The sequence below is a fragment of the Paraburkholderia sp. JPY465 genome (assembly GCF_050436725.1).
Taxonomy (GTDB): domain Bacteria; phylum Pseudomonadota; class Gammaproteobacteria; order Burkholderiales; family Burkholderiaceae; genus Paraburkholderia; species Paraburkholderia youngii.
Map to the genome: position 1 here is coordinate 1,813,052 of NZ_JBNDMT010000003.1, position 26,576 is coordinate 1,839,627.

Annotated in this window: 20 protein-coding genes and 4 pseudogenes; 10 read left to right on the plus strand and 14 right to left on the minus strand. The window is 60.8% G+C overall.

The annotated features are described in order from the left end of the window. Nucleotides 1-79: 79 nt before the first annotated feature. From putA to pruA, 5 genes are all read right to left on the minus strand, one after another. Entirely contained in the window at nucleotides 80-3,835 is a 3,756-nt protein-coding gene (gene putA / locus QFZ94_RS23070; RefSeq protein WP_429459777.1) for a bifunctional proline dehydrogenase/L-glutamate gamma-semialdehyde dehydrogenase PutA, read from the minus strand. A 91-nt stretch (nucleotides 3,836-3,926) separates the two neighbouring features. Beyond that, complete coding sequence (locus QFZ94_RS23075; RefSeq protein ID WP_429459779.1) at nucleotides 3,927-4,757, minus strand: ABC transporter permease; 831 nt, start codon at nucleotides 4,755-4,757, stop codon at nucleotides 3,927-3,929. 4 nt (nucleotides 4,758-4,761) lie between these two features. Next, on the minus strand, nucleotides 4,762-6,021 hold the full coding sequence (locus tag QFZ94_RS23080; protein ID WP_429459781.1) for an ABC transporter permease: 1,260 nt from the start codon (nucleotides 6,019-6,021) through the stop codon (nucleotides 4,762-4,764). A 212-nt stretch (nucleotides 6,022-6,233) separates the two neighbouring features. Beyond that, nucleotides 6,234-7,310 carry an ABC transporter ATP-binding protein gene (locus QFZ94_RS23085; RefSeq protein WP_429459783.1) on the minus strand — a complete coding sequence of 359 codons (1,077 nt, stop codon included), beginning with the start codon at nucleotides 7,308-7,310 and terminating at the stop codon, nucleotides 6,234-6,236. 32 nt (nucleotides 7,311-7,342) lie between these two features. Further along, a complete protein-coding gene (gene pruA / locus QFZ94_RS23090; RefSeq protein ID WP_429459785.1) occupies nucleotides 7,343-8,953 on the minus strand; it encodes an L-glutamate gamma-semialdehyde dehydrogenase in 1,611 nt (536 codons plus the stop codon). Between the two features lie 294 nt (nucleotides 8,954-9,247). Here pruA and QFZ94_RS23095 point away from each other — a divergent pair, with 294 nt between their 5' ends. After that, complete coding sequence (locus QFZ94_RS23095; RefSeq protein WP_429459787.1) at nucleotides 9,248-9,565, plus strand: hypothetical protein; 318 nt, start codon at nucleotides 9,248-9,250, stop codon at nucleotides 9,563-9,565. A 22-nt stretch (nucleotides 9,566-9,587) separates the two neighbouring features. Further along, the gene (betI, locus tag QFZ94_RS23100; RefSeq protein WP_429459789.1) at nucleotides 9,588-10,238 is read left to right on the plus strand and encodes a transcriptional regulator BetI; all 651 of its coding nucleotides are present in this window, start codon (nucleotides 9,588-9,590) and stop codon (nucleotides 10,236-10,238) included. A 10-nt stretch (nucleotides 10,239-10,248) separates the two neighbouring features. On the opposite strand, the gene QFZ94_RS23105 is transcribed toward betI, so the two are convergent. Together QFZ94_RS23105 and QFZ94_RS23110 are read right to left on the minus strand one after the other, a co-directional pair. Further along, nucleotides 10,249-11,250, minus strand: coding sequence for a LysR family transcriptional regulator (locus QFZ94_RS23105; protein ID WP_429459791.1), 1,002 nt, complete (start codon nucleotides 11,248-11,250; stop codon nucleotides 10,249-10,251). 76 nt (nucleotides 11,251-11,326) lie between these two features. After that, entirely contained in the window at nucleotides 11,327-12,178 is an 852-nt protein-coding gene (locus QFZ94_RS23110; protein ID WP_429459793.1) for an N-formylglutamate amidohydrolase, read from the minus strand. A gap of 426 nt (nucleotides 12,179-12,604) precedes the next feature. On the opposite strand from QFZ94_RS23110, the gene fdhA reads away from it, so the two are divergent. The 3 genes from fdhA to QFZ94_RS23125 all read left to right on the plus strand — a co-directional run bounded on the left by fdhA (nucleotide 12,605) and on the right by QFZ94_RS23125 (nucleotide 15,673). Then, nucleotides 12,605-13,807, plus strand: a complete 1,203-nt coding sequence (gene fdhA, locus QFZ94_RS23115; protein ID WP_429459796.1) for a formaldehyde dehydrogenase, glutathione-independent — start codon at nucleotides 12,605-12,607, stop codon at nucleotides 13,805-13,807. Nucleotides 13,808-14,117: 310 nt separating this feature from the next. After that, a complete protein-coding gene (locus tag QFZ94_RS23120; protein WP_429459798.1) occupies nucleotides 14,118-15,047 on the plus strand; it encodes a DMT family transporter in 930 nt (309 codons plus the stop codon). A gap of 35 nt (nucleotides 15,048-15,082) precedes the next feature. Next, nucleotides 15,083-15,673, plus strand: coding sequence for a dimethylsulfonioproprionate lyase family protein (locus QFZ94_RS23125; RefSeq protein ID WP_429459800.1), 591 nt, complete (start codon nucleotides 15,083-15,085; stop codon nucleotides 15,671-15,673). A 238-nt stretch (nucleotides 15,674-15,911) separates the two neighbouring features. On the opposite strand, the pseudogene QFZ94_RS23130 reads toward QFZ94_RS23125, so the two are convergent. Continuing rightward, nucleotides 15,912-16,148 (minus strand): annotated as a pseudogene (locus QFZ94_RS23130) (IS256 family transposase); the annotation flags it as partial. A gap of 246 nt (nucleotides 16,149-16,394) precedes the next feature. Here QFZ94_RS23130 and QFZ94_RS23135 point away from each other — a divergent pair. Then, nucleotides 16,395-17,630 (plus strand): IS110 family transposase, encoded by a 1,236-nt coding sequence (locus QFZ94_RS23135; protein ID WP_429459802.1) that lies wholly within the window; start codon nucleotides 16,395-16,397, stop codon nucleotides 17,628-17,630. Nucleotides 17,631-17,662: 32 nt separating this feature from the next. Here the strand turns inward: QFZ94_RS23135 and QFZ94_RS23140 are convergent. Next, nucleotides 17,663-18,703, minus strand: a pseudogene (locus tag QFZ94_RS23140) (IS256 family transposase); the annotation flags it as partial. A gap of 194 nt (nucleotides 18,704-18,897) precedes the next feature. Here QFZ94_RS23140 and tnpA point away from each other — a divergent pair. The 3 genes and pseudogenes from tnpA to tnpC all read left to right on the plus strand — a co-directional run. Continuing rightward, nucleotides 18,898-19,377 (plus strand): IS66-like element accessory protein TnpA, encoded by a 480-nt coding sequence (gene tnpA / locus QFZ94_RS23145; RefSeq protein ID WP_429459804.1) that lies wholly within the window; start codon nucleotides 18,898-18,900, stop codon nucleotides 19,375-19,377. After that, nucleotides 19,377-19,730 carry an IS66 family insertion sequence element accessory protein TnpB gene (gene tnpB / locus QFZ94_RS23150; RefSeq protein ID WP_069269393.1) on the plus strand — a complete coding sequence of 118 codons (354 nt, stop codon included), beginning with the start codon at nucleotides 19,377-19,379 and terminating at the stop codon, nucleotides 19,728-19,730. Before tnpA ends, tnpB begins: the two co-directional genes overlap by 1 nt. 98 nt (nucleotides 19,731-19,828) lie before the next feature. Continuing rightward, a pseudogene (tnpC, locus tag QFZ94_RS23155) lies at nucleotides 19,829-21,223 on the plus strand (IS66 family transposase); the annotation flags it as partial. 124 nt (nucleotides 21,224-21,347) lie between these two features. Here the strand turns inward: tnpC and QFZ94_RS23160 are convergent. Genes QFZ94_RS23160 through QFZ94_RS23170 form a run of 3 tightly spaced genes read right to left on the minus strand, consistent with a single transcriptional unit; the run spans nucleotide 21,348 to nucleotide 24,516 of the window. Beyond that, nucleotides 21,348-22,343: a tyrosine-type recombinase/integrase gene (locus QFZ94_RS23160; protein WP_429459807.1), complete on the minus strand. Its 996-nt coding sequence runs from the start codon at nucleotides 22,341-22,343 to the stop codon at nucleotides 21,348-21,350. Beyond that, the gene (locus QFZ94_RS23165) at nucleotides 22,340-23,287 is read right to left on the minus strand and encodes a tyrosine-type recombinase/integrase (protein ID WP_429459809.1); all 948 of its coding nucleotides are present in this window, start codon (nucleotides 23,285-23,287) and stop codon (nucleotides 22,340-22,342) included. Before QFZ94_RS23165 ends, QFZ94_RS23160 begins: the two co-directional genes overlap by 4 nt. Further along, nucleotides 23,284-24,516, minus strand: coding sequence for a site-specific integrase (locus tag QFZ94_RS23170; protein WP_429459811.1), 1,233 nt, complete (start codon nucleotides 24,514-24,516; stop codon nucleotides 23,284-23,286). Before QFZ94_RS23170 ends, QFZ94_RS23165 begins: the two co-directional genes overlap by 4 nt. Nucleotides 24,517-24,640: 124 nt before the next feature. Here QFZ94_RS23170 and QFZ94_RS23175 point away from each other — a divergent pair. Then, a pseudogene (locus QFZ94_RS23175) lies at nucleotides 24,641-24,902 on the plus strand (transposase domain-containing protein); the annotation flags it as partial. 147 nt (nucleotides 24,903-25,049) lie between these two features. Here QFZ94_RS23175 and QFZ94_RS23180 read toward each other — a convergent pair. Next, a complete protein-coding gene (locus tag QFZ94_RS23180; protein WP_429459813.1) occupies nucleotides 25,050-25,304 on the minus strand; it encodes a hypothetical protein in 255 nt (84 codons plus the stop codon). Between the two features lie 324 nt (nucleotides 25,305-25,628). Continuing rightward, entirely contained in the window at nucleotides 25,629-26,531 is a 903-nt protein-coding gene (locus QFZ94_RS23185; RefSeq protein ID WP_429459815.1) for a LysR family transcriptional regulator, read from the minus strand. Nucleotides 26,532-26,576: the final 45 nt, after the last annotated feature.

Genomic DNA, 26,576 nt, shown 5'->3' on the forward strand with positions numbered 1-26,576 from the left:
GGCAATCTGCTAGTGTTCATGTGCCACCCGCGCGACCGTCTGCCCCAAGCCCGCGCCTTCTGCGGGCCAAGGGCATGGTTCATGCCGCGTCTTCGCTCAACACCATCAACTGCGTGTTGCCACCCGCAGCGCTCGCGTTCACTGTCGTGACGCGTTCGCGCACGAGTTGCGTCCAGTCGTATTGCCCATCCGCACCGGGCTGTACCAGCACTGTCATGTGCTCGGCCGCTGCAACGCGCAGGCCCGTAAGCGCGAAGTCGTTCGCCTCCACCATGACTGCGTCGGGCTTCATGCCCACAACTTCGCCGCGGATCAGTACCGCGAAGTCGGAGATATCCGCCACCCGGCACGCTGCACCCAGTACATGAGCAATGTCGTCCGACACGGCGGACTTGAACACAAGCACCGTGTTGCCGAACGCGCTAGCCACCATTGCCTGTTCGAGGACAATGGCCGGCGACTCACCGGCACAGAGGATCTGCCCGCGCGGCAGGAGCTCCACCGTGTTCTCTTCCCCGGTGAGTGCAGGCAGGCTAATGGTCGTCGTCCGATTGACCAGTTCGTCGAGGCCTTGCTTGCGTTTTCCGAGTGCGGTGCGCCAGGCGGCGTCCGTGTTCTGCGCCGTAGCGAGGGCAAACAGCGCATTCACCTTATCGAGGCGTGCCCTCTTTTCATGGGTCATTTCCCCGCGACGGCTCTGGAGTCTCCCGCTGGCCGACTCAACCGGAAATTCGAAGAACTTCTCACTCACGGCGCGGGCCGTCTGGGCGAAGGGTCCTGCGTCGGCGTTGAAAGCGGGCGCCGGCGCCGACGTGAGCGCGTACAGCACAAGCGGACCGCCAAACATCGGGCCCGTTCCGCAGGCGCCCGCGCCGCCGAACGGCTGCATGCCCGGCACCGTGCTGTGCATCGAGCGGTTCACGCAAACGCTATTGGCATTCGACGCCGAGAGCAGCTTGCCGGCTGCCTCATTGATACGCGTATGCAGCCCCTGTACGCCGCACCCGATTACGTTCAGGGTCGACAGCAATGCATCCATCTCGCCGGTCTTGTACCGGACGACATGCAGCACCGGTCCGGGGAGCGTCGCGTTGATCGCCGAGAGCGCACCGAGATCGCGAATGTCGACGATCGCAGGAGCGACGAAGTTGCCTTTCGCCTGGTCAGCGGAGAGTTTTCCACGCGTCACCGCGTAGCCGAGGAGGCGCATCTGCTCGATATACGCTTCAGCGCGATCCTTCATCTCGCGCGTCGCGAGCGGCCCAATATCGGTTCCCACGAAAAGCGGATTGCCGGTATTGCGCTCGCTTAGCATCCCTTTAAGCATCTTCAGCACTTTCTCTGCCGTCGAGTCCTGCAGACAGAGCAATCGCAGTGACGAAGCGCTCTGCCCAGCACAACTGAATGCCGATACCGTGGCGTCTGAGATGACCTGCTCCGGGAGCGCCGAGCTATCGACGATCATCGCGTTGACGCTGCCCACCTGTGCCAGCAGCTTCGGCGGGCGCGCACGCTTTGCGAGCAGCACACCGATCGTCCTGGCCGACTCGGCGGCGCCGGCAAACAGGACGCCCCCGACCTCCTCGGAGGCCAGCAACGCGCGCCCGATCGCGGCGCCCGAGCCGAGCAGCAACTGCAGTACGTCCTTGGGCAGGCCGCTACGATAGAAAGCGCGCGCCGCCTCGTAAGCGACGAGCGACGCCTTCGACGAAGGCTTCGCGATCACGACATTGCCTGCTGCAAGCGCCGCCGCGACGTGCCCGACAAACGTCGCCAGCGGCGACGACACCGGCGTGACGCTCGCGACGATGCCAACGCCGCTGCGCGCGCGCAGCCTGGCGTCCGACTTCACCTGCATGGCATAGAGACGGCACAGATTGACGGCCGTGCGAACTTCTTCCGCGGCCTCGGCAAGCGTTGCGCCATTCTCGAGGACCAGCAGCGCGCCTAGGTGATTGCTCACCGTTTCGAGTCCTGCGGACATCCTCTCGAGCATGTCTGCGCGCTGGCTGGCGCCGACACGCGCCCAGTTCGCGGACACGTCCTTCGCCGCGGCGATAGCCTGCGCAACGGCGCCTGCGCGGCAGAACGAAACGCTGCCCACGATTTCGGTCGTGTCGCCCGCACTATAGACGAGATGCGTCGAATCGGATTCGATGTCACCGCTGTCGGCCACCAGCGATTGGGCCGCAAGGCGGTTCGAACGGATCGCGCTCACCGCGGCATCAAATTCCGCAGAATTGCCGTACGAAACGGCCGCTGCATTCACGCGGCCGGGGAGCACATTGACCGGCGTCGCAATGCCCGCATGCGGCTTGCCATCGGTGCGCGCGGCTTTGGCAACAGGATCCTCGACGATATCGGCAATGCTCACGGCCGGATCGACGATCTGGTTCACGAAAGACGAATTCGCACCATTCTCCAGCAGGCGGCGCACCAGATACGCGAGTAGAGTGGCATGCGGGCCGACGGGCGCATAGATCCGGCACGGGCGGCCGAGCTTCGCGGCGCCGACCACCTGGTCATAAACAGTCTCACCCATGCCGTGCAGACACTGGAACTCGTATTCCTTGTTGCCAGCCAGCGTATGCACTGCGGCGATGGTGAAGGCGTTGTGCGACGCGAATTGCGGAAAGATCGCGTCCGGCGCGTCCAGCAACACCTTCGCGCACGCGATGTAGCTCACGTCGGAATGCACCTTACGCGTGAATACCGGATAACCCTGCAAGCCCGCGTCCTGTGCGAGCTTGATTTCCGTATCCCAGTAAGCGCCCTTCACGAGGCGAATGTTGATGCGGCGGCCGGTCGAGCGTGCGAGCGCGACGATCCAGTCCGCGACAGCATGGCCGCGCTTCTGGTAGGCCTGCAGCGAAATGCCGATGCCGTTCCAGCCGCGCAGCGACGGGTCGTTGCAAAGCAGTTCTAGCATCTCGAGCGTCAGTTCGAAACGCGCGGACTCTTCCTGGTCCAGATGGAAACCAATGCCGTACTTCTTCGCCAGTTGCGCGAGTTCGAGCAGGCGCGGGTAGAGTTCGACAAGTACCCGCTCGCGCTGCGCTAGTTCGTAGCGCGGATGGAGCCCGGAGATCTTCACGGAAACGCCGGGCCCCTCGATAGGCCCCCGGCCTTTAGCGTCCTTGCCGATCGTCTCGATCGCATGGCGATACGACTCAAAATAGGCCTGCGCATCCTCGTCAGTGAGCGCGGCTTCGCCCAACATGTCATACGAATAGCGATAGCCACCACTCTCGCGCCCCTTCGCGGCGCCAATGGCTTCCTCAATGGTCTGGCCAGTCACGAACTGCTTGCCCAGCATACGCATCGCGTATGCGACGCCAGCGCGAACGACTGCCTCGCCGCCCTTGCGCACAACGCGCGTGAGCGCTTCAGCGAGCGCTTTTTCGTCGGGCTGCTTAAGCAGCTTGCCCGTCACGAGCAGGCCCCAGGCCGTCGCGTTGACGAACATCGAAGGCGACTTGCCAAGGTGGGCACGCCAGTCGGCATCGACGATCTTGTCGCGAATCAGCTGGTTGCGGGTCTGCGTGTCGGGGATTCGCAGCATCGCTTCGGCAAGACACATCAACGCGATGCCTTCGCGGCTGTCCAGCGAGAACTCTTGCGTGAGCAGGTCGACACCCCCCGCATCGATGCGCGCGTCGCGTACTCCCTGCGCCAGACGCGCAGCCAGATCCTGAGCTTTCGCGAGCGTGGGCGCATCCATTTGCGCGCGGCGCATGAGCGTCTGGACCACTTCCTCCTCGGGAAGCGCCGATGCCTCAGCGATGCGTTGGCGCAGGACGGCAAGATTCGTCGTGTCCGTTTGCGTGACTTTCATTTCTGACAACATGATTTGATGACCGGGTTGGGTGCTACGGGTTGCGAGTTTCAGGCTGGGCGTTTCAGGCTGAGAGTGCGTCGTTGTTACATCACGCCGCTGAGCCTCTGAGCCGCTCGGTTCTACGGCGCAGGAGCTCGAGCGTCACGAGAAGGAGTGTCGAAATCACCACAAGAATGGTCGCCACCGCGAGAATCGTCGGGCTGAGCTGTTCGCGGATACCAGACCACATCTGGCGCGGAATCGTTTTCTGATCGGGTCCGGTCAGAAACAGCGCAACGACGATTTCGTCGAAAGAAGTCGCGAATGCGAAGAGCGCCCCCGATATGACCCCCGGCGCGATGATGGGGAGCTTGACCTGCAGGAACACGCGAAGTGGAGAGGCACCGAGGCTGCGACCCGCCCGCGAAAGCGTCTCGTTGAAACCTGCCAGGGTCGCCGTCACGGTGACGACCACGAAGGGCACACCGAGTGACGCGTGCGCAAGAATCAGCCCGGTCAGACTACTCGTCAGGCCCAGCGGACTAAACGCGAAATAGACCCCCACGGCCGTGATGATGAGCGGCACGATCATCGGCGAGACCAGCAGGCCGGTGATCACAGCTTTGCCCTTCAGACGCGGGCTCGTCAACCCGAGCGAAGCCGTGACGCCCAGCACCGTGGCGATGGCCGTGGACGAGAACGCCGTGATCAGCGTGTTCTTTAGCGCCAGCATCCAGTCGGGACTGCCAAGGAAGTCCTGGTACCAGCGCAGGCTCAATCCCGGCAACGGGTACGTGAAGTATGGCTGCGAGCTGAACGAAAGGGGCATCACCACGAGCACGGGCAGCACGAGGAACAGCAGCACGGCGAGCGAAATACCCAGGTGAGCGAATCGTCCGAGACGGCCCCAGACCGTCACATAAGCAGGAAATGTGAACATGTCATTACCCCAGTTTGATACCGCCGCCCGTGAGCTTCACGAACAGGCTGTAGATGATGAGCACGCCAATGAGCAGGATCGACGCGAGCGCACTCGCGAGACCCCAGTTCAACGTTGTATTGACGTGATTGGCGATGTAATAGCTCGCGAGCTGGTCATCGGGGCCGCCTACGATGGCCGGCGTGATGTAGTAACCAACGGCCAGAATGAACGTGAGCATCCCGGCGGCGCCCACGCCCGGCAGCGTCTGCGGGAAGTAAGCCTGGAAGAACGATCGCACCGGGCCGGCACCGAGCGACCGGGCGGCTTTCATGTAAATGTGCGGCACGCCCTTCATCACGCTGTAGAGCGAGAGAATCGCGTACGGCAGGAGGATGTGCGTCATCGCCACGAGGACGCCGAAGCGGTTATAGATGAGCGAGACGCCATGCTTCGAGAGTCCGAGACGAATCAATATATCGTTCAGGACCCCATGAGTCTGCAGCACGACGACCCACGCCGTGGTACGCACGAGAATCGACGTCCAGAACGGCAGCAGCACCATGATCATGAAGAGGTTGCTGTACTTCGCCGGAATGTTCGCCAGAAAAAAGGCCACGGGATAACCGAACAGCAGGCAGAGCAGGCTCACCGCGATACTGACCCACGCTGTACGCAAAAACACACTGACATAAAGCCGTTCGCCGTCCGGCTCGCGCACGATGGCGCCATGCTCGTTGCGCTCGAAATCGAACGCCTTGAGGTAGTACCCAAAGGTCCACGGCGACGACGCGTACTTCAGCGTCGACCACGTCTTCAAATCGCCCCAACGCGAATCGATCCCGGTGAGACGCTGCTGCCACGCCCCCTCGCTGCTCTCGTCGATGTGGCGTGCCGTCTTCATGATGAGACTGCGCATGCCGCTTTCGTCATAGTTCAGGCGGGAGGCCACACGGCTCACGGCGTCCGTTCCCTTGGCCGCGGTGAGATCCTGCCCGAACGCAGCATAGACCTGCTCACCGGGCAATTGTCCGCTTGCAGGGTTCCATGCGCGCAACAACACCGCGGCATGCGGCAGTTCCTGGGAAACCGTCGGGTCGCGGACGCTCTTCGTCAGAAGACTACCGATCGGAATGAGAAATGTGACGAGGAGGAAGGCGAACAGCGGAAAGACCAGCAACATGGCCTTCGTGCGCTCTGCGCGCTCTGCGCTGCGCAGTCGCGCTTTGAGGCTCTTTGAGTCTGAAACGACGACCTGGGTTGAGTCGGTTGTCGGAATAGCCATATCAGTCGGTAGAATCATCGTAGTTCCGCGGTCGCGGCCGCGCCCTCCTCATCAGTACAACTGCAGATACGTTTGTGCGTGGTTCAGCAGAAATCCGGTCATCACCATGCAAAATAAATACGTAATCCAAATCATCGATCTGAACTACCAGGCCTCGGCATTGACCGGGATCTCCCGGAGGGCCCGGCTTCGGAAACCTGTTTACACTATGATTACTGCAGGGCCCGGCAGGCGTCGGCCATCCAGCCAATATCCACGGCGTCGCCAATACGCAGTTGCCGTGCGGCGCCATCATTGGGCAGCTTCACGATGAAGTCGTTGCGCCCGCATACCTGCATGACCACGCGCAGGTGATCGCCGTAATAGATGAGATCCTTCACGCCGCCGCTGAATACGTTGTCACAGGCACGCGCGTGCTCGCCCACGGCCACGCGCTCGGGGCGCAGCGACACCGAGGCCGAACCGGAAGCGCGAATGGCCGCGCCCGCGCTCGCGCGTATCGTGGCCCCACCGTCGAGCTTGACCGTACACGCCTTGCTTTCGACCGAGGCCACCGTGCCCTTCAGCTCGTTGCTCTCGCCGATAAAGCGCGCGACGAAGGCGTTTTCGGGCTTCTCGTAGAGATCGGCCGGCGGCGCGAGCTGTTGAATGATGCCATTGTTGAAGACCGCAATGCGGTCCGACATCGTCATGGCCTCGCTCTGGTCGTGAGTCACATACACGACCGTGAGCCCGCTTTGTTCGTGGATCTGCTTGATTTCGTATTGCATCTGTTCGCGCAACTGCTTGTCGAGCGCGCCAAGCGGCTCGTCCATCAAGACGAGGGCGGGCTCGAACACGAGCGCGCGCGCCACAGCAATGCGTTGCTGCTGACCGCCGGAGAGTTGCCCGGGCATGCGATTCGCGAACTTCTCCATGTTCACCATCGATAGCGCACGGCTGACCTTCCGTGCGATCTCATCCTTGGCGATCTTGCGGACCTTGAGTGGAAACGCAAGGTTCTCCGCCACGGATTTATGCGGAAACAGTGCGTAGCTCTGGAACACCATGCCGATATTGCGCCGCTCCGGCGGAATGCGGTTGATCGGCTTTCCCTGAAGCAGGATCTCGCCATGCGTCGCCGTCTCAAAGCCAGCCAGCATCATGAGGCAGGTCGTCTTGCCCGATCCGGACGGTCCCAACATCGTGAGAAACTCGCCCTCGCGAATATCGAGGTTGAGGTTTTTCACCACGAGCGTTTCACCGTCGTAGGTCTTCTGAACGTTCTTGAAAGAAACAATGATCGACATCACAACTCCTCAGGGAAAGCCACACTCGGTGATCAGGCGCCGAACTTCCAGTCACGAGCCGGCAGATACGTTTCCTTCACCACGCGCGGCGAGGCCCAGCGCAGGAGGTTCAGATACGAACCCGCCTTGTCGTTGGTGCCGCTCGCGCGGCCGCCTCCGAACGGTTGCTGACCAATCATTGCGCCTGTCGGCTTGTCGTTCAGGTACAGGTTGCCTGCCGCATTGACGAGCACGGCCTCGGCCTGGTGCAGCGCGAACCGGTCCGTACAGAAAATCGAACCGGTGAGCGCATACGGGCTCGTCGAATCGATGATCTCGAGCGTCTGGTCCCACTGCGCATCGTCGTAGACGAACACCGACAGCACCGGGCCGAAGAGCTCGTCCTTCATCAGCGCGTGCTGGGGATCGCTCACCTCGAACACGGTCGGCTCGACGAACCAGCCCGGCTCGGTCCAGGTCTTGCCGCCGAAGACGAGCTTCACCGCGGCGTCGTCCTTCGCGGCGGCAATCACGCGGCTGAGCTTCTGATGCGAAGCCTGCGAGATGACGGCCCCCATGAAGGTGCCGGAATCGGCGACGTCGCCCACCTTGAGCTCGGCGAGACGGTCGCGCAGTTGCTGGCTGACCGCGGGCCACAGGCTGCGCGGAATGTACGCGCGCGAGGCCGCGCTGCACTTCTGGCCTTGATATTCGAAGGCGCCGCGCACGAGCGCGATAGCCACTTCGGATGCGTTGGCCGACGGATGGGCCAGCACGAAGTCCTTGCCGCCCGTTTCGCCCACGAGACGCGGAATCGTGCGGAACGCATCGACCTTCGACGCCACGCCTTTCCAGAGCGACTGGAATACCGCCGACGAACCGGTGAAGTGAATGCCCGCGAGATCGGGCGACGAGAGTGCCACCCGCGTCGTCAGTTCGGCATCGCCGGGAACGAAGTTGATCACGCCCGGGGGCAGGCCGGCCTCTTCGAGCGCCTCGAAGAAGATGTAGTTTGCGAGCGCCGACTTTTCGGACGGCTTCCACAGCACCGTGTTGCCCATGATGGCCGGCGCCGTGGTCAGGTTCGCGCCAATGGCGGTGAAGTTGAACGGCGAAACCGCATAGACGAAGCCTTCGAGCGGCCGCCAGTCGGCGCGGTTCACCGCGGTGGGGACCGACATCGGCTGCTCCGCGTAAACGCGCTGTGCGTTGTACGCGTTAAAGCGCAGGAAGTCGATCAGCTCGCATGCACTGTCCGGCTCCGCCTGGTCGAGCGTTTTGCTTTGCCCGAGCATCGTGGCGGCGTTGATCCTTGCGCGCAGACGCGTCGCAACGATATCCGCCGCGCGATGAAGAATCGTGGCACGGCTGGCGTGCGTCAGGCTCGCCCATTCGCGGGCAACGCTCCTGGAACTCGAGATCGCTTCCTTGATCTGCGCTTCCGACGGGCGATGAATGCGCGCGAGCACGCGCTGCGTATCGTGAGGAGCCCGAACCTCGGTGACTTCGTTGGAGAAATACCGCTTGCCGCCGATAACGGTCGGAATTTCGACGACTTCACGCTGATCGAGCGCGCTGCGCAGCGCGGCGCCCGATGCCGTGCCTTCGCCAAATTGAACTTCGGCTTCATTCGCCGGCAACGGAAATTGTGGACCTGAAATCACGCTTGCTCCTTACCAAAAAAGTTGGACGAATCATTGAGGAGCCACCAGGCTCAACCCGGGAAAACCCTTGCCAGAAGCAGGATTGCGGGGTTCTTGCAGCACCAGCAACGCTCAGCGTCCAGACTAGAGGGTGCAAAAAGAACAACCACTTACTTAACTTCGCTTTATGTTGTAAATCGCTATCCGTTATGAACGGCCATTGGGGGCGATTTCCATCGGATCGACTGATGCCCGCCATTCGCGCAGGCTTTCGCCTGGCCAGCAGGTCGCCCAGTCACCGGGACAAATCAGCGTATGCGCCAGAACCGACCGGGCGCGCTGAACACCCTTAGCAAGCCCACCCACAACATAACTGAACATATGTTCAGTGCAAACGACACTGGCAGCAATATATATCCGTTCATGCGGATGTCAAAAAAAGTTTTTACTAGGGTTTTCACGCATCGTTCAGGCGTTTACAAGGAGTTTGAGGGTAAACGCTTATCTTCAAAGACATGCCAGACGATGAACATTCGTTCAGACATTACAGACAAACAAAGCCGCTATACTTCTATTCCCTGTGAACGAATGTTCAGCTTTTTAGGGCGCCATGCCGCCCTTTCTCTTGAGTGAGGACAGCACAATGCGCTCTGACATGGAACACATCGTCAAGGTTGACACCCGCAAGGAAGAGCCCGTGGAATACGACGGCATGCGCCTGAAACTCGTCGACGCGACGCTGGAGGTGGTAGGCCAGGTCGGCCTGGAAAATCTGACGATCCGAAAAGTGAGTGAACACGCAGGCGTTTCAGTGGGCCTCGTGCATCACCACTTCGAGAACAAGAGCAATCTCGTCTACAAGACGTTCGTCTACATGATCCGGAGCGTTCGCAATCAACTAATTGCTGGCCGGCGCAACATCAGCGATCCCGTCGAGCGCCTGAAATTCACGGTCGACATGTGCTTTAGCGACGAAGTGATGAGCCCCGGGGCCGCCAACGTCTGGCCGCACATGTGGAGCTCGTCGGCCCATGAAGTGGACGTTCAGCGTCTATGCGCGGCGTTTTCGCGGCGCCTGCGCTCGAACTTCATTCATGATTTTCGACAGGCAGGCTGCGACACGCCGATGGCCAACATCTACGCCATCCAGGCGTTGGCGCTCATTCACGGTCTATGGATCGAGCACCGGGTGGCCGGCACGATTTCAATTGACGAAGTACTGGCGATCTTTCACGGCGTCATCGACAACGCGACCAACCAGGGATGGAAAACGAGTTTTCAGCGCCTCGCCGCCTCCCGGCATTAAGCGGGCCGCGCTATTCGTCGCCCGTGTCGCCCACGTCTTCGGGCTTCAGCGAGAGCGCCGTGGCAATATCGCGCGCCACTTGCCGCTCAAACGCGCGCCGAATCAGATCGTAGAGATCGGTGGGAAGATGTCCGAGCTCGTTTTCCCGATACGAAAGGTAAAACGAACGGACAAGCCGACCATAAGGCCGCCCATGTCGCGAGAACGCCGTCAACGGAACCACGCGAACGTCAGGCACGTAGTGGCGGGACTGCCACAAGCACAACGGCGTAGTGATGGCGAAGCCCAGGCCGGCCGCGACAAGACTAAGCATGGGGTCCGTAGCGTCGAATTCACAGGTGCGCTCGATGTTTTCACCGAGCGAGGAAAGATACGAGTCGACGTGCTGGCCGATGACCGAGCGCGCACTATAGCGAATAAACTGCAGATGGTTGCTCAGCTCGGTCAGCGTCGTATAGCGGTCGACTTCGAAGCTGCCCGGGAGGACCACGACATAGGGCTCCGAGAACAGCTTTCTTTTGCGGATGCCGGGGGCATGCGATGAGCTGCTGGTCGTCACTGCCATGTCGAGCTGCCGGGCCTCCAACTGACCGTCGAGTGCCGGGGTGATGCCGGACCACAGACGGATGTGGTGCGATGTGCCGGACAACGCTTTGATGGCAATCGGACCGATGGTCGCCGCGAAGGAATCGACACACCCCAGCCGCACGACGACCCGCTTTGCGCGAGTGACGTTGCGCACGCTCTCGACCATCTGGTCGGCGCCTTGCAGGAGGACGGTGGCATGCTCGAACAGGCGCTGCCCCGCCGCCGTTGGCCGCGCCGGGCGCGTGGCGCGGTCGAGCAAGGTCGTATCCAGCAGCGTTTCGAGCGCCTTGATCCGCTGCGAAACGCCTGCCTGCGAAATGGCAAGGCGACTTGCTGCATCCGAAATCGAGCCGGCCTCGACCACCGCCACCCAACTGGCAAGGAGGTCCCAATCAGGATATTTTTCTGGCGCGCGGTCTTTCATGGCTGTAGAGGAATGTTCCCCGAAATCTAGCATGTCCCGGACGCACCGTTCGCACTCAACCGGTCGATCTCCATGGTTAATCCGTGCATCGCACGGCTTCCAACGCGCCGAGCACGTCACCGGACGCAGCAGGGAGTTTCAGAACCGCAGCGCCTGCGCTATCCAGAAGTGCCGCCATGTCGGCCTGCGGTGAATCACAAACCCGCCCGGCTTCGCCGCTTGCCTCGAGCTCGCTGCGCCATTTTCCGGCTATCTCAATCTCAACGGCATGAACGCCGCTCCCAGGGACGCCATAGTGCTGCGCGGCGAAGACACCACCGAGCTTCCCGTTGACGACCCACGACCGTCCGTGCGCTTGAGCAGCATCGGTGAGCACGGAAAGCAGTTGACGGTCGCACGATGTGCCCTGGTGGGTTCCCAGATTGAAATCGGTTCCTCCGGTCTGTTCGCGGTACGGTGAAAGCCAAGAGCTCGCGTGCGAGAAAAGCACCGCAACATTCTTGTGCAACTCCCTGAGACGAACGATCTCGGCAGTCACCATCTGATGGAACGGAAGCCACCAGGCGGCGATCCGCGCAGCGACGGCTTCCTCGTCCGGTTCGCAGTCGTGCGGATAAAGGGGTTCGGCACGGGACGTGTGCGTCCGGCACAGTCCCACCCGGTTCAAACGCGGCGATAGCGACCGATTGTTGGCGGCCACGTTCAGGTCAATCACACAAGGGTGAATGCACGCTGAAATCGTCGAGATGCCCTGTTCGCGCGCAGTCGCCATCCACGCGACGCCTGCCGGATCGGACAGGCGCCCATCAATTGGCGCCCACGCAGGATTGGTCAGCAATTCCGCAGGTACGCTGGCGCCAACATGCGGCGCGACCACCAGCACTGGCCTGCTACCGCGGGCAACCCACCCGAAATTTTCGCTCTGCATGCACTCTCCCCGTCACGCTGCGTGGCGACCGCCGCCAAGCCGAACTCTGCGTGCGAACATAAATCGATTGCCGGTTACAGGTCACACCATAATCAGTGTTTATATTGTTCATCGCTTCAACTTAATCAAAAAAGCACAACGGCACTTTTACGCTGTGGAATGCCGAGTCGCGCGCCAGGAACTTTCGCGCTGCTGACTGCGGGCTGCACGCGCGCTCTGCTCGAATAACCTGAAGTCATGCCAGCGTGAAAATAATGCGCATTGACGCCGGGCTCTGCCCGATCCAATACTCAGTGCTCATCGAGAAAGCGAATCGGCGCGTGCACCTCACCGCAAGCCGCTTCGGATATCGCGATGTGGGCCCTATTCGGGCCGGCCATTCTCGGCGATTCGCACGGCGTCAAAGTCATATAATCAGGAGACAGCATGTCAGGAAATCGCGGTGTCGTTTTCACAGGCCCTGGAAAAGTGGAAGTGCAAAATATCGCGTTTCCCGAACTCTCCGATCCAGCCGGCCGCAAGGCAAACCATGGCGTCATTCTGCGAGTGGTCGCCACCAACATTTGTGGATCCGATCAACACATGGTGCGCGGTCGCACCACGGCGCCGGTCGGACTCGTACTGGGTCACGAAATCACGGGCGAAGTGATCGAGGTCGGCTCCGACGTCATCACGCTGAAGAAAGGCGACCTGGTGTCGGTGCCGTTCAACGTGGCTTGCGGCCGTTGCCCGATGTGCAAGGCGCAGAACACCGGCGTCTGCCTGAACGTCAATCCGGCGCGTCCGGGCGGAGCTTACGGCTACGTCGACATGGGTGGCTGGATCGGCGGCCAGGCCGAATATGTCATGGTCCCGTTCGCCGACTTCAACCTGCTCAAATTTCCCGATCGCGACCGCGCCATGGCGAAGATCCGCGATCTCACCTGCCTGTCCGATATCCTGCCCACTGGCTACCACGGCGCCGTGACCGCCGGCGTGGCGCCAGGAGCGAGTGTCTATGTGGCCGGAGCCGGACCGGTCGGGCTCGCGGCCGCAGCCTCCGCGCGACTCCTGGGCGCCGCCGTCACGATCATCGGCGACGTGAACCCGAAGCGTCTCGAGCACGCCCGCCGCGTGGGTTTCGAAACGGTCGATCTTTCAAAAGATGCCTCGCTGGCCGAACAGATGTCAGAGCTTCTCGGCGAACCGGAAGTCGACTGCGCCATCGATTGCGTGGGCTTCGAAGCGCGCGGCCACGGTCATACCGGCTCGCAGGTCGAAGCGCCAGCGACGGTGCTCAATTCGCTGATGGAAGTGACGCGCGTTGCTGGCAAGATCGGTATTCCTGGGTTGTACGTTACGGACGATCCCGGCGCGGTGGATCCGGCAGCCCGGAAGGGCAGTCTCTCAGTTCGTCTCGGCCTCGGCTGGGCCAAATCGCACTCGTTCTTCACCGGCCAGACCCCCGTCATGAAGTACAACCGTAACCTGATGCAGTCGATTCTTTGGGACAAACTCAACATTGCCGAAGTTGTCAATGTGACAGTCATCGAACTCGACCAGGCACCGGGCGGCTACGCGGAATTCGATTCCGGCGTTCCGAAGAAATTTGTGATTGATCCGCACGGTAGCCTTAAAGCGGCGGCCTGAGCGTCACCCGGCTGTTACCCAGCCGGACAAATTCGCGAGGAAGTTTGTGCCGGCCATTTTGGCCGGCTTTTCTCTTGGCTCACCTAGCACCCCCAACGACGAATCACCACTTCTCAAGCCCCGCTTCTACTATCTATAAACAAGGCTGAAGAGCGGTTGGGCGTCGATCCCATCGGCTATGCTGGACACGTACGTATTCGCCCGTCATGGGCGGCGCTGAAGGGGCCACGGACACTTTGGCCCTGCTCCATTCGAGGCAGCCTCATCAAGCGCGCCCCGTAGTAGCTGACCATACCGTCTGGATCGTACCTTGATTCGCATCTATACCGCCTTCATTCTCCTCGGTCTGTTCTGGGGATCGAATTTCATCTACATGAAATGGGCGGCTGCGTACATCAGCCCAGGTCAGATATCGCTTCTGCGGGTGCTTTTCGGCTTCATCCCGCTCGCGGCGCTCGCATGGCGCAAAGGCGTACTGAGGTTTGGGCAGGTCCGGTATCTCCATCACTTCTCGGTGATGGCCGCGCTCGCCACCGCGTTTTCCTACTTCGCCATGGCGAAGGGCACGGCGGTCCTGCCGTCCGGTATTGCCGGCGTGCTCGGCGGGTCGCCCGCCATCTTCACCTCCCTGGCGTCGACCCTGTTCCTGCGTAACGAGAAAATGAACTCGCTGATGGTGTCCGGCGTGGCGCTGGGCATGGTCGGCATTACGCTCATTGCTCGCCCGTGGGCCGCCCTCGGCGGCAGCGATCCGATCAGCCTCGCCGGCATCGCGTGGATGATGGCGGGATCGATCGTCTTCGGACTCTCGTACATCTACGTCCGACGCTTTCTCTCCCCTCTCAAGGTCCCTGCGCTGGCGATCGTGACCTGGCAGATGGGGCTTGCGCTGCTGATGCTGCTCGCGCTGACCGACCGCCATGGCATCGGCCAGATACTGCAGGACGGGCGCGCCACGGCGGGCGTGGCGATCGGTCTGGGCCTGCTGGGTACGGGCATGGCATTTCTCCTTTACTACTTCCTCCTGCAGGAGCTGGGCGCCGTCGCCGCAGCCGGGGCGGTCTACGTCACGCCCGTCATTGCGCTTTCGATCGGATGGGCGGTCGGCGAGCAGGTTGGATTGCTGGAAGTCGTGGCGACGCTCTTGATACTCGGCAGTATCGGTATGCTCGAAGTGGGTCGGCAACGCACAGTTCAGCGGGAAGAGGCGCCTCTTCAAACAGTCGTAAGCCTTGATTGATTAAGGAGAAGTCGTGAACTCCAGGAGTGTCTATCATGTATCAGCGACATGAGAGTTTGGAGCATATTATCCGCGTTGCCCAAACGCTGTTTCAGTCGAGCACTCTTCCAGAGACTGTCCGCCATTTATCAGCCAAGGTATTCGAGCGTCTATCACAACCATCCGATGATGGCAGGCGCAACAGTAAACGATATCCGGCCTGCGAACTTCTCGACTGCGCCCTCGCACCTCTGCTTGTCGAGCAGTCCAATCTGGGCTTAGCGGCGCACGCGATCAAAGCGGTCGAATCCTCGATCGGCTGGCAACGGCGCACTTCCGGTTTGAACGGAAGCAATGACTACGTCGAAAAGCACGTTCACGGGATAGTCTGCGGCCCTGGCGGCATGGAAAGTCGCTACGACGTTCAGCTCGGCTTTTCCTTACTTGCGCCTAACACCCGATACCCGGATCACCAGCACCCACCAGAAGAAGCCTACGTACTGCTGAGCCCAGGCGAATTCAAACAGCGCGATGGAGATTGGTTCCATCCGGGCATTGGAGGCGGCCTGCACAACACGTCGAATAGCGTCCATGCCATGCGATCCGGGGCAGACCCACTAGTCGCGATGTGGTGTCTCCTCGTCTAAAAACATATCCGCTGACTACTCATGAAGTTGATCAATACATAACGGGGTTTATCGCATTTTTATGATGGCGGCTAAGTTGTAATCTATGGCCAGCCCGAGATTTGCAACCTCTGGTTCTGATGTCTTCGTGCCTTGCGCAAATCTATCCGGAATCCATGTTCCGCGATGAAAACCGCACCGAACGATCCTCAGAGCTAACGTCAATAGTGGTGTACGAACATTTTGATGGCGGTCGATTTCAAGCGGCGAGTTTCTGCTGAACCGGTCGATCGTCTTGCACCGGTTCGCCGTCCTTGAAGGCAACACCCTCGAGCAACAGCTTGATCTTTTCCGGGCCGTTGATACGGCGCCAGGTTTTCTCGGCTTCCTCGATCAGCTTGAATGCCAGTCCGAGGAAGGTCGGTCGCGACACGCAGTTACGCGTACGTGTCGTGCGATGACGCACCGTCGCGAACGTCGATTCAATTGCGTTGGTAACCGGCATGATATAGCCGGTGCCTCGCGTTCCCGCGCCCAGCGGTTTGAGCGTATGGTGTGACCATCCGGGACAGGGGCACTGGGGAGCACTTCGGGTGGGCAGGCCGTTGTTACATGATGAGCCGCGAGCTCGTGTTAGTAGTTGGCCGCCCCTGCGACCCGCCCGGTTGCGCTGTGAGCGCGAATCCGTAGTTGTCGTGCTGCCCCACCGGCTCCCAACAGTGATCTGATACGGGAGACGGTTATGCGAATCGTGGGATTTGATGTTTCGCGCTCCGTGGCCGAGATCGCGTACCTGGAGAATGGCCTGATGCATGCCGGCGGCCGTACCGGGTTGCGACGCGACCAGCTGGAACGCTTTGCCGAGAACCTACGTGCCACCGATCACGTGGTGCTCGAGGCAACCGGCAACACTGCCGCCATCGTCAACGTGCTCCGCCGTCACGTCGCGCGTGTGGCGATTGCGAATCCGCTGCAAGTCCGGCTGATCGCCGAAGCCCGCGTCAAAACGGACAAGATCGATGCGGCCGTGCTGGCACAACTGTATGCAAGCGGCTTTCTGCCGGAAGTCTGGATGCCAGACGAGCGCACGCTGGCGTTGCGTCGGCAGATCTCGCGCCGTTCGCAGCTGGTGCGGCAACGCACGCGGCTGAAGAACGAGGTTCACGCCGTGCTGGCGGCGCATCTGATCGAGCGGTGTCCTGCCACCGATCTGTTTGGCAGGAAGGGGCGTGCATGGCTCAGCGTTCAACCGCTGCCGCTGGATGAACGCCTGGGCATCGAGCAGCGACTGCGCGAACTGGACCGCCTCGGCGAAGATCTGCGTGAGGTGGAGCAGGCACTCGCGCAAGCGACCATCGACGACGCGCGACTACGCGTGATGCTGACGATTACCGGCGTCAATACCACGGTGGCGATCGGGCTGCTATCGGCCATCGGCGACATCGAGCGGTTTCCGAATCCGGAGAAGCTGGTGAGCTACTTCGGGCTCAATCCGTCGGTCTATCAATCCGGCCCAACACCGGCCAGGCACGGCCACATCACCAAGCGCGGCCGCTCTTACGCACGGGCGATGCTGGTCGAGGCTGCCTGGGGCGCCACGCAGGCGCCCGGGCCACTGCGCGCCTTCTTCCTGCGCGTGCGCGATCGCCGCGGCCAACAAATTGCCGTCGTAGCGACCGCTCGCAAGCTCGCCGTGATCGTCTGGTATGTGATGACACGTGGCGAACCGTTCGCGTGGGATCGTCCCGCGTTAACCGCGCACAAGCTGCGCGCGCTGGAACTGCAGGCTGGAATGCCGGCGCAGCATGGCTCGCGCAAAGGTTCGGCTGCCGCCTACAGTCTGAAGAGCGTCCGCCAGCAGGAGCGAGCCATGGCCGAGCAGTCCGAGCGAACCTATCAGAGACTGTTTAACCGATGGAAGCAGTCGCGCCCCAAATCAGACAGCGCGCCGATACGGTGGCCGGAAGCGCGGACATAGCGAACGAGCGAAGTACGGCGTGAGGGCTTGTGTATTTCATCCGTCGTGCGCAGATGCTGCCAGTGCTCGGCAGGGAATTCGTAAAACGCGAGCAAGCTCTCCCGGTCCTTCTTCAGCGTCTCGGTCGCCTTCGGATATTTGGCCGTATAGATCGCAACGAAACGATCGAACGCAGCGTGCGCGTCGGCGCGGGTCGCGGCCATCCAGATCGATTGCATGTCGGCCTTCGCGCGTGCCTGTTGCGACTTGGGCAGCGCGTTCAGTGCGTTGCCCATCTTGTGAAACCAACAGCGCTGGCCACGCGTCGCCGGGAACACCTCTTCCAGCGCCGCCCAGAAGCCCATTGCGCCGTCGCCGACTGCCAGCCGTGGGCCTGCCTTCAGACCGCGCTTTTTCAGGTCGAGCAGCAGCTCCAACCACGACGCTTTCGTCTCGCGATACCCATCGCCGATCGCCACACGTTCTTTGCTTCGGTCCGGTTTCACGCCGATGATGACCAGCAAGCATTGCCCATCGGAGTTCTCGCTGCGCAGCCCCGTGTGAATGCCGTCGACCCACCAATAGACGTAGTGCGACTCAGACATGTCACGCCGGCTCCAAGCCACATGCTCGTCGGCCCACTGCGCCTTCAGCCGGCTCACCACGTTGGCCGACAAGCCCTTGGCGTCATCGCCCAGCAGCACGCTCAACGCTTCGCCCATGTCGCCTGTCGAGATGCCCTTCAGATACAGCCAGGGCAGCGCTGCGCTCACGCGAGGCGACTTCCTCACGTACGGCGGCACGATCGTCGAATTGAACTTCACGCCCGACCCCGATCGATCGCGCACCTTCGGCACCTTCACCGCAATCGGCCCGGCGGCCGTCAACACCTCGCGCTCTGGCAAGTAGCCGTTGCGTACCACGGCGCGTTGCCCGTGCAAAGTCTTGACGTTCGCGAACCGCTCCATCAGCTCTGCCAACTCCGCTTCGATCGCTTGCTGAATCACCTGCCGCGCGCCCTGGCGAACCAATTCGTCCAGACCAAGCCCGACTCCCGATAGACCGACGACTGCTTTTTCCGTATCCTTGCTCATGGTGGATGGTTTGATTTTTTGCTGGTTTCCGACTTCGACAATCAGATTCTCAGCTGAAACCTCCACCGCCTTCAACTTCCCGCCTCAACTCCCCCGTACACCACTTCCGACTTTAGCTCACAATTTGCGAAGGTATAGTTCGTCCACCGTCCAACCTCTGGGGTTCAGTTCATTTTTTAATGGACACACCCTTCATGGACGAGAACTGCGCAGATTTTTTGCCCTTGCGTGCGACCAACGTTGGTGTCGAAGGCAAGCGGACTTTCGACAAACGTGACAAACAGAGGCTGATTGAAGCCTGCCTGAAACCGGGCGTGTCGATCGCGGGTATGGCGCTGAAGGCGGGCGTGAACGCCAATCAGTTGCGCCGCTGGATCAAGAATTACGAGGCGCGTCTGAAGGGCGCCGCCGCCCCATGTGACTCGAAGGCTCTGCCCACGGCATTTGTACCGGTGGTGGCGATCAGCGATGACAGCTGGGCGGCGTCGCCGATGCCGCCGCAGTCGGAACCTGATGCACCGGCGGCGCCGATGCGGGTGCACGCGCCACAGCGACCACCGCTGCCGTCGCGCCTGGTGGCGCAGCTGCCCAACGGGGTGAGCCTTGAACTCGAGTGCACCGGGCAGGATTGCGCGCTGCTCAAGACGATGATTGACGCGTTGAGGGGGAGCTGATGTTCCGCTTCGACGATGACCTGAAAGTCTACCTGTACCGCGAGCCGATTGACTTCCGCGCCGGCATCAATACCCTTGCTGCCTTGGTCACGGAGTCGATGCAACTGGACCCGCTCGCCCGCGCCGTGTATGCGTTCCACAACCGCAAACGCGATCGCGTCAAGCTCCTGCTGTACGAGCGCACCGGTTTCTGGTTGATGTTGCGCCGGCTTGAGGAAGACCATTTCGTGTGGCCGAGGCGGCATCAGGAGGTGATCGAGCTGACAACGCAGCAGCTTCACTGGTTGCTCGACGGCATCGACATTGACGCACTTCGCCGCCACCCTGCGCGTCGTTACCAGCACGCCAGCTAGGCCGCCCGGCAAGGCACGTCGCGCGTAACAACGGCGGCTGTGCCTTTTACAAATTGACGTAAACCTACGGCGCGGCGCGCTCCGCTATCCTGGAGCGCATGAATCCTCCTGATCTCAAGCACGTACCCAGGGTCGTCAAGGGCTACATCCGCGATCTCGAAGAGCGCGCGACACAGGATATTGCCCAGCGCGACGCACAGATCGAGGAGCTGAACCGGCGCATCGAGCAGCTCGAGGAACAGGTCCGTCTGCTGCAGGCAGAGCGCTTCGCACCGAAGAGCGAGAAACGCAAGGATCGAGTGTTCGACGAGGCCGAGCAGATCGCCCAGACCGAACCCTCCGAAGAGGAGGATGAGGGCGCACAGCCAGCGCTGCCCGACACCGGCCTGCCCAAAAACAGTGAGCCCGAACGGCGCAAGGGCGGCCGCAAGCCTCTGCCGGCATACCTGAAGCGTGAACCTGTCGAATACGACCTGCCCGAAGACCAGAGGGCATGCATGGACTGTGGCAACCCGATGCATCGCATCGGCGAGGACATCAGCGAACAGTTGCACGTCGAGGTCAAGTGGACGGTCCGGCAGAACATACGTTCCAAATGGGCGTGCCGGCACTGTGAGTGTCATGCCGAACATACCCGGATCGTGCTTGCGCCGATGCCGGTGCAGCCGATTCCGGGCAGCCATGCAGATGCGTCGGTGATCGCGACGGTCACGACCGCAAAGTACGTCGACGGCATGCCGTTGTACCGGATGCAGGACGCGCTCGCACGCTGGCAGATTCCGGTGAGTCGCGGCACGCTCGCTCACTGGATCATCCGCCCCAGCGAACTGCACTACCGCCGCCTGTACGACGCGCTGCACAAGACGTTGCTGTCGCAGCCGTTGATCCACGGTGACGAAACGACGGTTCAGGTGCTCAAGGAGCCCGGCAGGTCCGCCCAGAGCAAAAGCTATGCATGGGTGTACCGCAGCGCCGAAGGCTGCGCCGAGCCCGTTGTGCTGTTCGACTACCAGCCGGGGCGCGGCCAGGAACATCCGAAGAAGTTTCTCGGCGACTACAGCGGCATGCTGATGAGCGACGGCTACAGCGCCTGGCGCACGCTCAAAAAGGCCACGCACTTCGGATGCGTCGCGCACGCCCGGAGGCTGTTCGTCAAGGCGGACAAGGCGGCCGAGAAAAAAACGGACTCCGGCAAACAGAAGATACCTAACGCTCGTGTGGCGAAAGCGCTCGAATACTTCCAGGCCCTGTACCGTGTCGAGGCGCTCGTCAAGGGCGAACTGCCTGATGGCCAGACGCGCGCTGATTACACATATGGCTTGCGGCAAAAGCATAGCGTGCCGGTGCTCGAGGCCTTCAAGGCGTGGCTCGACGAACTGGCGCCCAAGGTACTGCCCCAGAGTCTGCTCGGCAAGGCAATCGCCTATACACGCAACCAGTGGCAATATCTGAGCCGCTACGTCACCAATGGTTGCGCCCCCATCGATAATAATGCGTTTCATGCCGCTAGCGGCATGACAAGAATTATGCCGACTCCCCGATTATGCCGCGTCATGAATCAACTTCCATAACGATTGGGCGGATCCCGGTTCCGCGTTGGTCGGATTGTCGGCATTATCAGAGAGCCTCCAGGAAGGCGAGTAACTGGTCTGGGGGTTTGTAGCGTGTTGGCGCGATGCCGCTCGCTGTTGCGTGCGCGAGCGCGCGTTCCTTGAGTTGCATGTCGGCGTGCAAATAGATCTGAGTAGTCTCGGAGGATTCGTGACCGAGCCAGAGCGCGATCACGGACAGGTCTACGCCGTGATGCAACAAGCTCATCGCCGCCGCATGTCGAAGCGTGTGGGGCGTTACGGATTTTTTCTTCAGCGAGGGACACGAGAGACGCGCGATTTCGGCGTTGCGCGACACGAGTCGCTGAAGGGCATCGGCACTGAGATGACCGCCGCGCGAACTGGGGAAGACCGGATCACCTGGTTCGCCTGGTTGATACAACAGCCATCCTTTCAGGACGGCAATGACGTCCGGTCGCAGCGGCGTGCATCTCATCTTTCTGCCTTTACCAAGGCAACGAACGTGGGCGCCTGTGCCGAGCATCACATCCTGACGCCGGAGCGCGGTCAATTCGCTGTTGCGCAGACCCGTTTGAACCGCTACAAGAAGCAGTGTTCGATCGCGGTTGCCGATCCATGTTCGTACGTCAGGCGCCTCTACCAGAGCAGCGGCCTCGCTCTCAGTAAGAAACTCAACAGGGCCGTGTTCGCAGCGTTTAGATGGAATAGCATGAATGCGCTGACACTGCAGAAACAACGCTGGTTCGCTGACCGCGACGAACCGGAAGAAGGCATGCACCGCGGCAAGCCGCGTATTACGTGTCCGCACCGAATTGCCTCTGTCATGTTCGAGGTGCTGTAGGAATTTCTCGATCAACGACACGTCAAAGTCTTCGATTCGCAGTTTTGACGGCGCGCGCCCGATATGCTTTGTGGCGAACGCTAGCAGCAGCCGGAACGTGTCACGGTAACTTGCAACCGTATGCGAACTCAGACCTTGCTGCTCGAGCAGGCGTTGGGTAAAGAACCTTTGAACGAGGGAGGGAAGACTGGCGGCGCTCACGGCCGTTCTCCCGGACAATTCTTGTTGAGATAGCCTGCAGCGAGTTCAAGCAACTCAGGAACCGCTTCGATGTACCAGTACGTAAGACCGATGTTGACATGCCCGAGGTAGGTGGCGAGTTTCGGCAATTCCCGACTGACGTCCAGACCGGCGCGATACCACTCGACCAGCCTCCCAGTCGCGAAGCTATGCCGGAAGTCCTGGAGGCGGGGGCCGTAACCATCGCGCCCATCCTCCGTCGCCAGTCGCAGACCAATGGCGCGCGACATTCTGACGAACATGCTTCGCGCACTGCAGGCCTTCAGTCGGTTGCCGCGCTCACTGACCAGAAACGCCTCGCTCAATCGTAAAGGACAGAGTTGATCGCGGTTCTGGGCATAATGTTCGAGTGCCGCCCGGGTCGACTCCGCTACAGGAACAAAGCGCGACTTGCCGAACTTCGATTCCCGGATGGAGAGTATTCCGCTAACGAGGTCAACGTCAGACCGGTCGAGTCGAAGCGCTTCGCCTGGCCTGAGGCCCGTTGCTGCAAGCAGACCTATGAGCGTCGAATAGGTCAGTGCTCGCATGCCGGTGCGGGAGCGCAGTTGGGCAGCCTGAGTCATAAGCAAGGCAATTTCATGCTCAGTGTAAATATGCGGGGCATTGCGCCGTCTGCGGGCGCTCAGGAATCCTGCTGGTGGAACTTGGTTTCGACTGTCAATGACGTTCATCCATCTGGCGAATCCTCTTACCTGCGAAAGGCGCCGCCCCCAAGTGGCACGTTCGACATTTACGGACGCGGTCGACCAGCGCAGAGCCAGATCGGTGGTGATGAACTCGGCGCCTTCGCGTTCCAGAAGATCAACGAAATGGCCGAGTGCCAAGGCGGGTTCATAGAATGACGCCCCGAGAACACGGCGGGCCGCCACGTACCGCGCGAGAGAGTCGCGGATCGCAGTCATATTGCACCTCCAACCGTGGGCCACGAGCGCGCGACCTTACGCAGGTCCTCAAACGCGACCTTTGCATAGATCGCGGTACTGTCCGGTGAGCGGTGCCGCAAGACCTCGGCTATTTCTGCCATTGAGGCCCCGTGGCAAATCATTGTCGTCGCCAGACCGTGACGGAACAGATGTGCGGCGCCCCGGCACGCGGGGCGGAAACCGGCACGTGCGAAGGCCTGACAAACAATCTTGCCAATCGCCGCCGGCCCCGCCAAACCAACCCGAGGTGCCAATCTGCGAAGGAAGACGCGCCGCGATGCACTCGCTCCACGACCATCGCGAAGATATGTTGCGATTGCCTCTCCGACCTCCGATGGCAGCGGGACGTGCTCGACCACATTCCCCTTGCCATGAACGACGAGCTCCCCCGAACGCCAGTGAATGTCGTCGAGCTCGATTGCGACGATTTCTCCGGCACGTAAGCCGAGTCGCGCCAACAAAAGCAGGATTGCATAGTCACGACGCCCAGTCGGAGTCGACCGGTCTGCAGATGCAATGAGCGCTTCTTGCTGCTCAGGCGTGAGGAACGTCGGCACAGTCGACTGTCGCCACTTGCGAACCGAGGGCACTGACTCATGCAGGTCTCGGGCCGTATCGCCACGCAGAAAGAGGAAATGGCAGAACGAGCGAAGCGCAGCTGCCATCAGCCGCGTGTACTCCGCCGATCGACCTTTGCTGCGCGCAAGAAGATGATTCCGTATCGTTACCGCGTCAAATGCATCTGGCAATTTGCTTCCGTCGCCGGCCGCGTGGCTGTCGAGAAAGTCGCGAATGAAAGGCCCATAGACAAGCAGCGAGTTCTTCGCTAGTCCGCAATCCTGCCTTAGATAATCCAGGTATCGCCAATAGATGTTCTTAATCTCCGACTGGCCACTTAACGTCGGCGGGCACAGAATGGCTTCGGCGCGCAGGTAGGCGAGAAACTGCCGTAAAGTGGGACGCGCACGCTGGACACGGTCTTGTGATGCGTCGATCATGCGCCTCATAAAGCGAGCCGTGACAGACTCATCGAGACCAATCAGGTCGATGTTCCTGTTCCTCATCCACCCAGAGAACGTACACAGGACACTTCGTTTCTTGCGAAGCGTTACCTCGGAATAGTGTGCCGCGCGTAGACGGTCAAGAAATGCATCAATGTGACGGGCCGGCAGCCCGCCGGATTCGCTGACTCTGCGTGTCACCTTCATTTGATCTCTCCTGGCCAGCGAGATAGCCAGCCTGAGAAATCATACGGTTATGCCGACACAGCAATCACGAACGACCCTATCCACCGTCGCGCGCATGCATGACGCGGCATAATCGGGGAGTCGGCATAATGTTTGCGAACGTGACATCAGACCGTTTGCCACTTCGAGAAAGTCATGGCTGTTCAGCGACACAGTTGATGGCGCAAAAGCGAGCGCCACGGTGTACAGCCTGACGTTGACGTGCAGAGCCTGCGGCGTCGAGCCCTACGACTACCTGCTACACGTACTCACCGAGTTTGCCGCAGCGTGCGCCGGACGCAGATGTAACAGACCTTCTGCCGTTCAATTACGCCCGGCAACAACAGGAAAAGGAAGAGACCGGCTGACGAACTGAATGCGCGTCGGCATGCTGGCCCACGCGCAGGCTCATCACCTCGACGCGGACATCGCCGGTTGACCCCGACCATCGCGGTACGGCTGCGCTTGCCCGTCTGTCGCAAACGATTCTTTATTCGGTGTGCTGAAATCACCGCTTACGTGCAACTTATGGTGGGGTCGATTGCGACGGCGATCTTGCGCGCCTGTCTGTCTGCGCAGTCGGTGGCGCGCGGTCCCGTGCCAGTACGTCCTGAGAAGGGCTGACTCTCTCCTGCGCTGCTTTCCATGCTCTTACGCCCAACGATCCAGCCATCAGCGGCGAAGCGCGAGGCGGTTTGCTCATACACGCGATTATTGATGTCTTGCTCGACATCCTCATGTCCGTGCGCGAGTACCAAATCGGCGCGCACGCGCTTTCCGCCTCGAGTTCCTGGGGGTAGTAACGCGCTGCGGCGGCCTCCCGCCTGCCAAGCAGATGGCCACGCATCATTGTTGTTGGACCTAGCGCTATCGTCGCCAAAACCTAGCGTTGCTAGCGTGCAACCGCAGACTATCCAGTTCTCGCTGCTGAGCGCTACTCCAAAGTCGATCAGGAAAGTAACGTGCCGCCCGGAATGCAGACCGATCGCAAGATACGTCTTTCCAATCCAGCTTGCAGTTCCCAATTCGCACGCCGTCGCCCGCTGAACGCCAAGCTGGGTTCGACGTGGATGCGAAAAGGGTTTCGAACCGGGTTAGCGCTTCCTCGGCGAATACCGTAGTGCTTCGACCAGGAGTGCGAACGCAGGCGTCGGTTGACGGCGGCTTGGATAGTAGAGGTGATAGCCTGAGAAGGGTTCGCACCAGTCTTCGAGAACTCGAACCAAGCGACCATCAGAGAGGTACGGCTCCAATTGCCCTTCGGTCAGATACGCAAGCCCGCGCCCTTCGAGCGCTGCGTGCAAGATGAGATTGCTGCTGTTGAACACGAGCTGACCGTCTACCCTTACATTCAATTTTCGTCCGCGTTTTTCGAACTCCCACGGGTAAAGCCCACCGTGACTCGACAGACGGAGATTGATGCAGCTGTGACCGGTGAGTTCCTGCGGCGTAGAAGGTGCCCTTCGTTTCGAGAAATAGACGGGTGACGCAGCCACTGCCATCCGCATCGGTGGGCCGATCCGCACCGCAATCATGTCTTTCGCAATGGTTTCCCCCGGGCGCACTCCGGCATCGAAGCGATCTCTCACAATGTCAGTCAGGCCATAGTCAGTCAGCACCTCGACCTTGATGTCGGGATAATCGTCGACCAGTTTTGCGATTGCTGGCCAGAGAACCGCTTCGGCCGCGTATTCAGTGGCGGTAAGCCGGATCACGCCAGATGGCTTGTCGCGCAACTCACTTAACACGATGAGTTCGTGCTGGATCTCTTCAATCCGAGGTCCGATCGACGCCATCAGACGTTCACCTGCTTCGGTCGGTACGACGCTGCGGGTTGTACGCGTGAGTAGACGCAGACCTAACCGCGCTTCCAGCGCGCGAACCGTCTGACTCAACGCTGACTGGGAAACGCCAAGGCGTTTCCCGGCACGAGTGAAGTTTCGCTCCTCTGCGACGACCAAAAAGGCCGCCAGATCGTCTAGGTTGTCGCCTGCCATTAAGAAGTTCCGCTTATTGGTCCAATCTGATTCTAGTACCTAGTT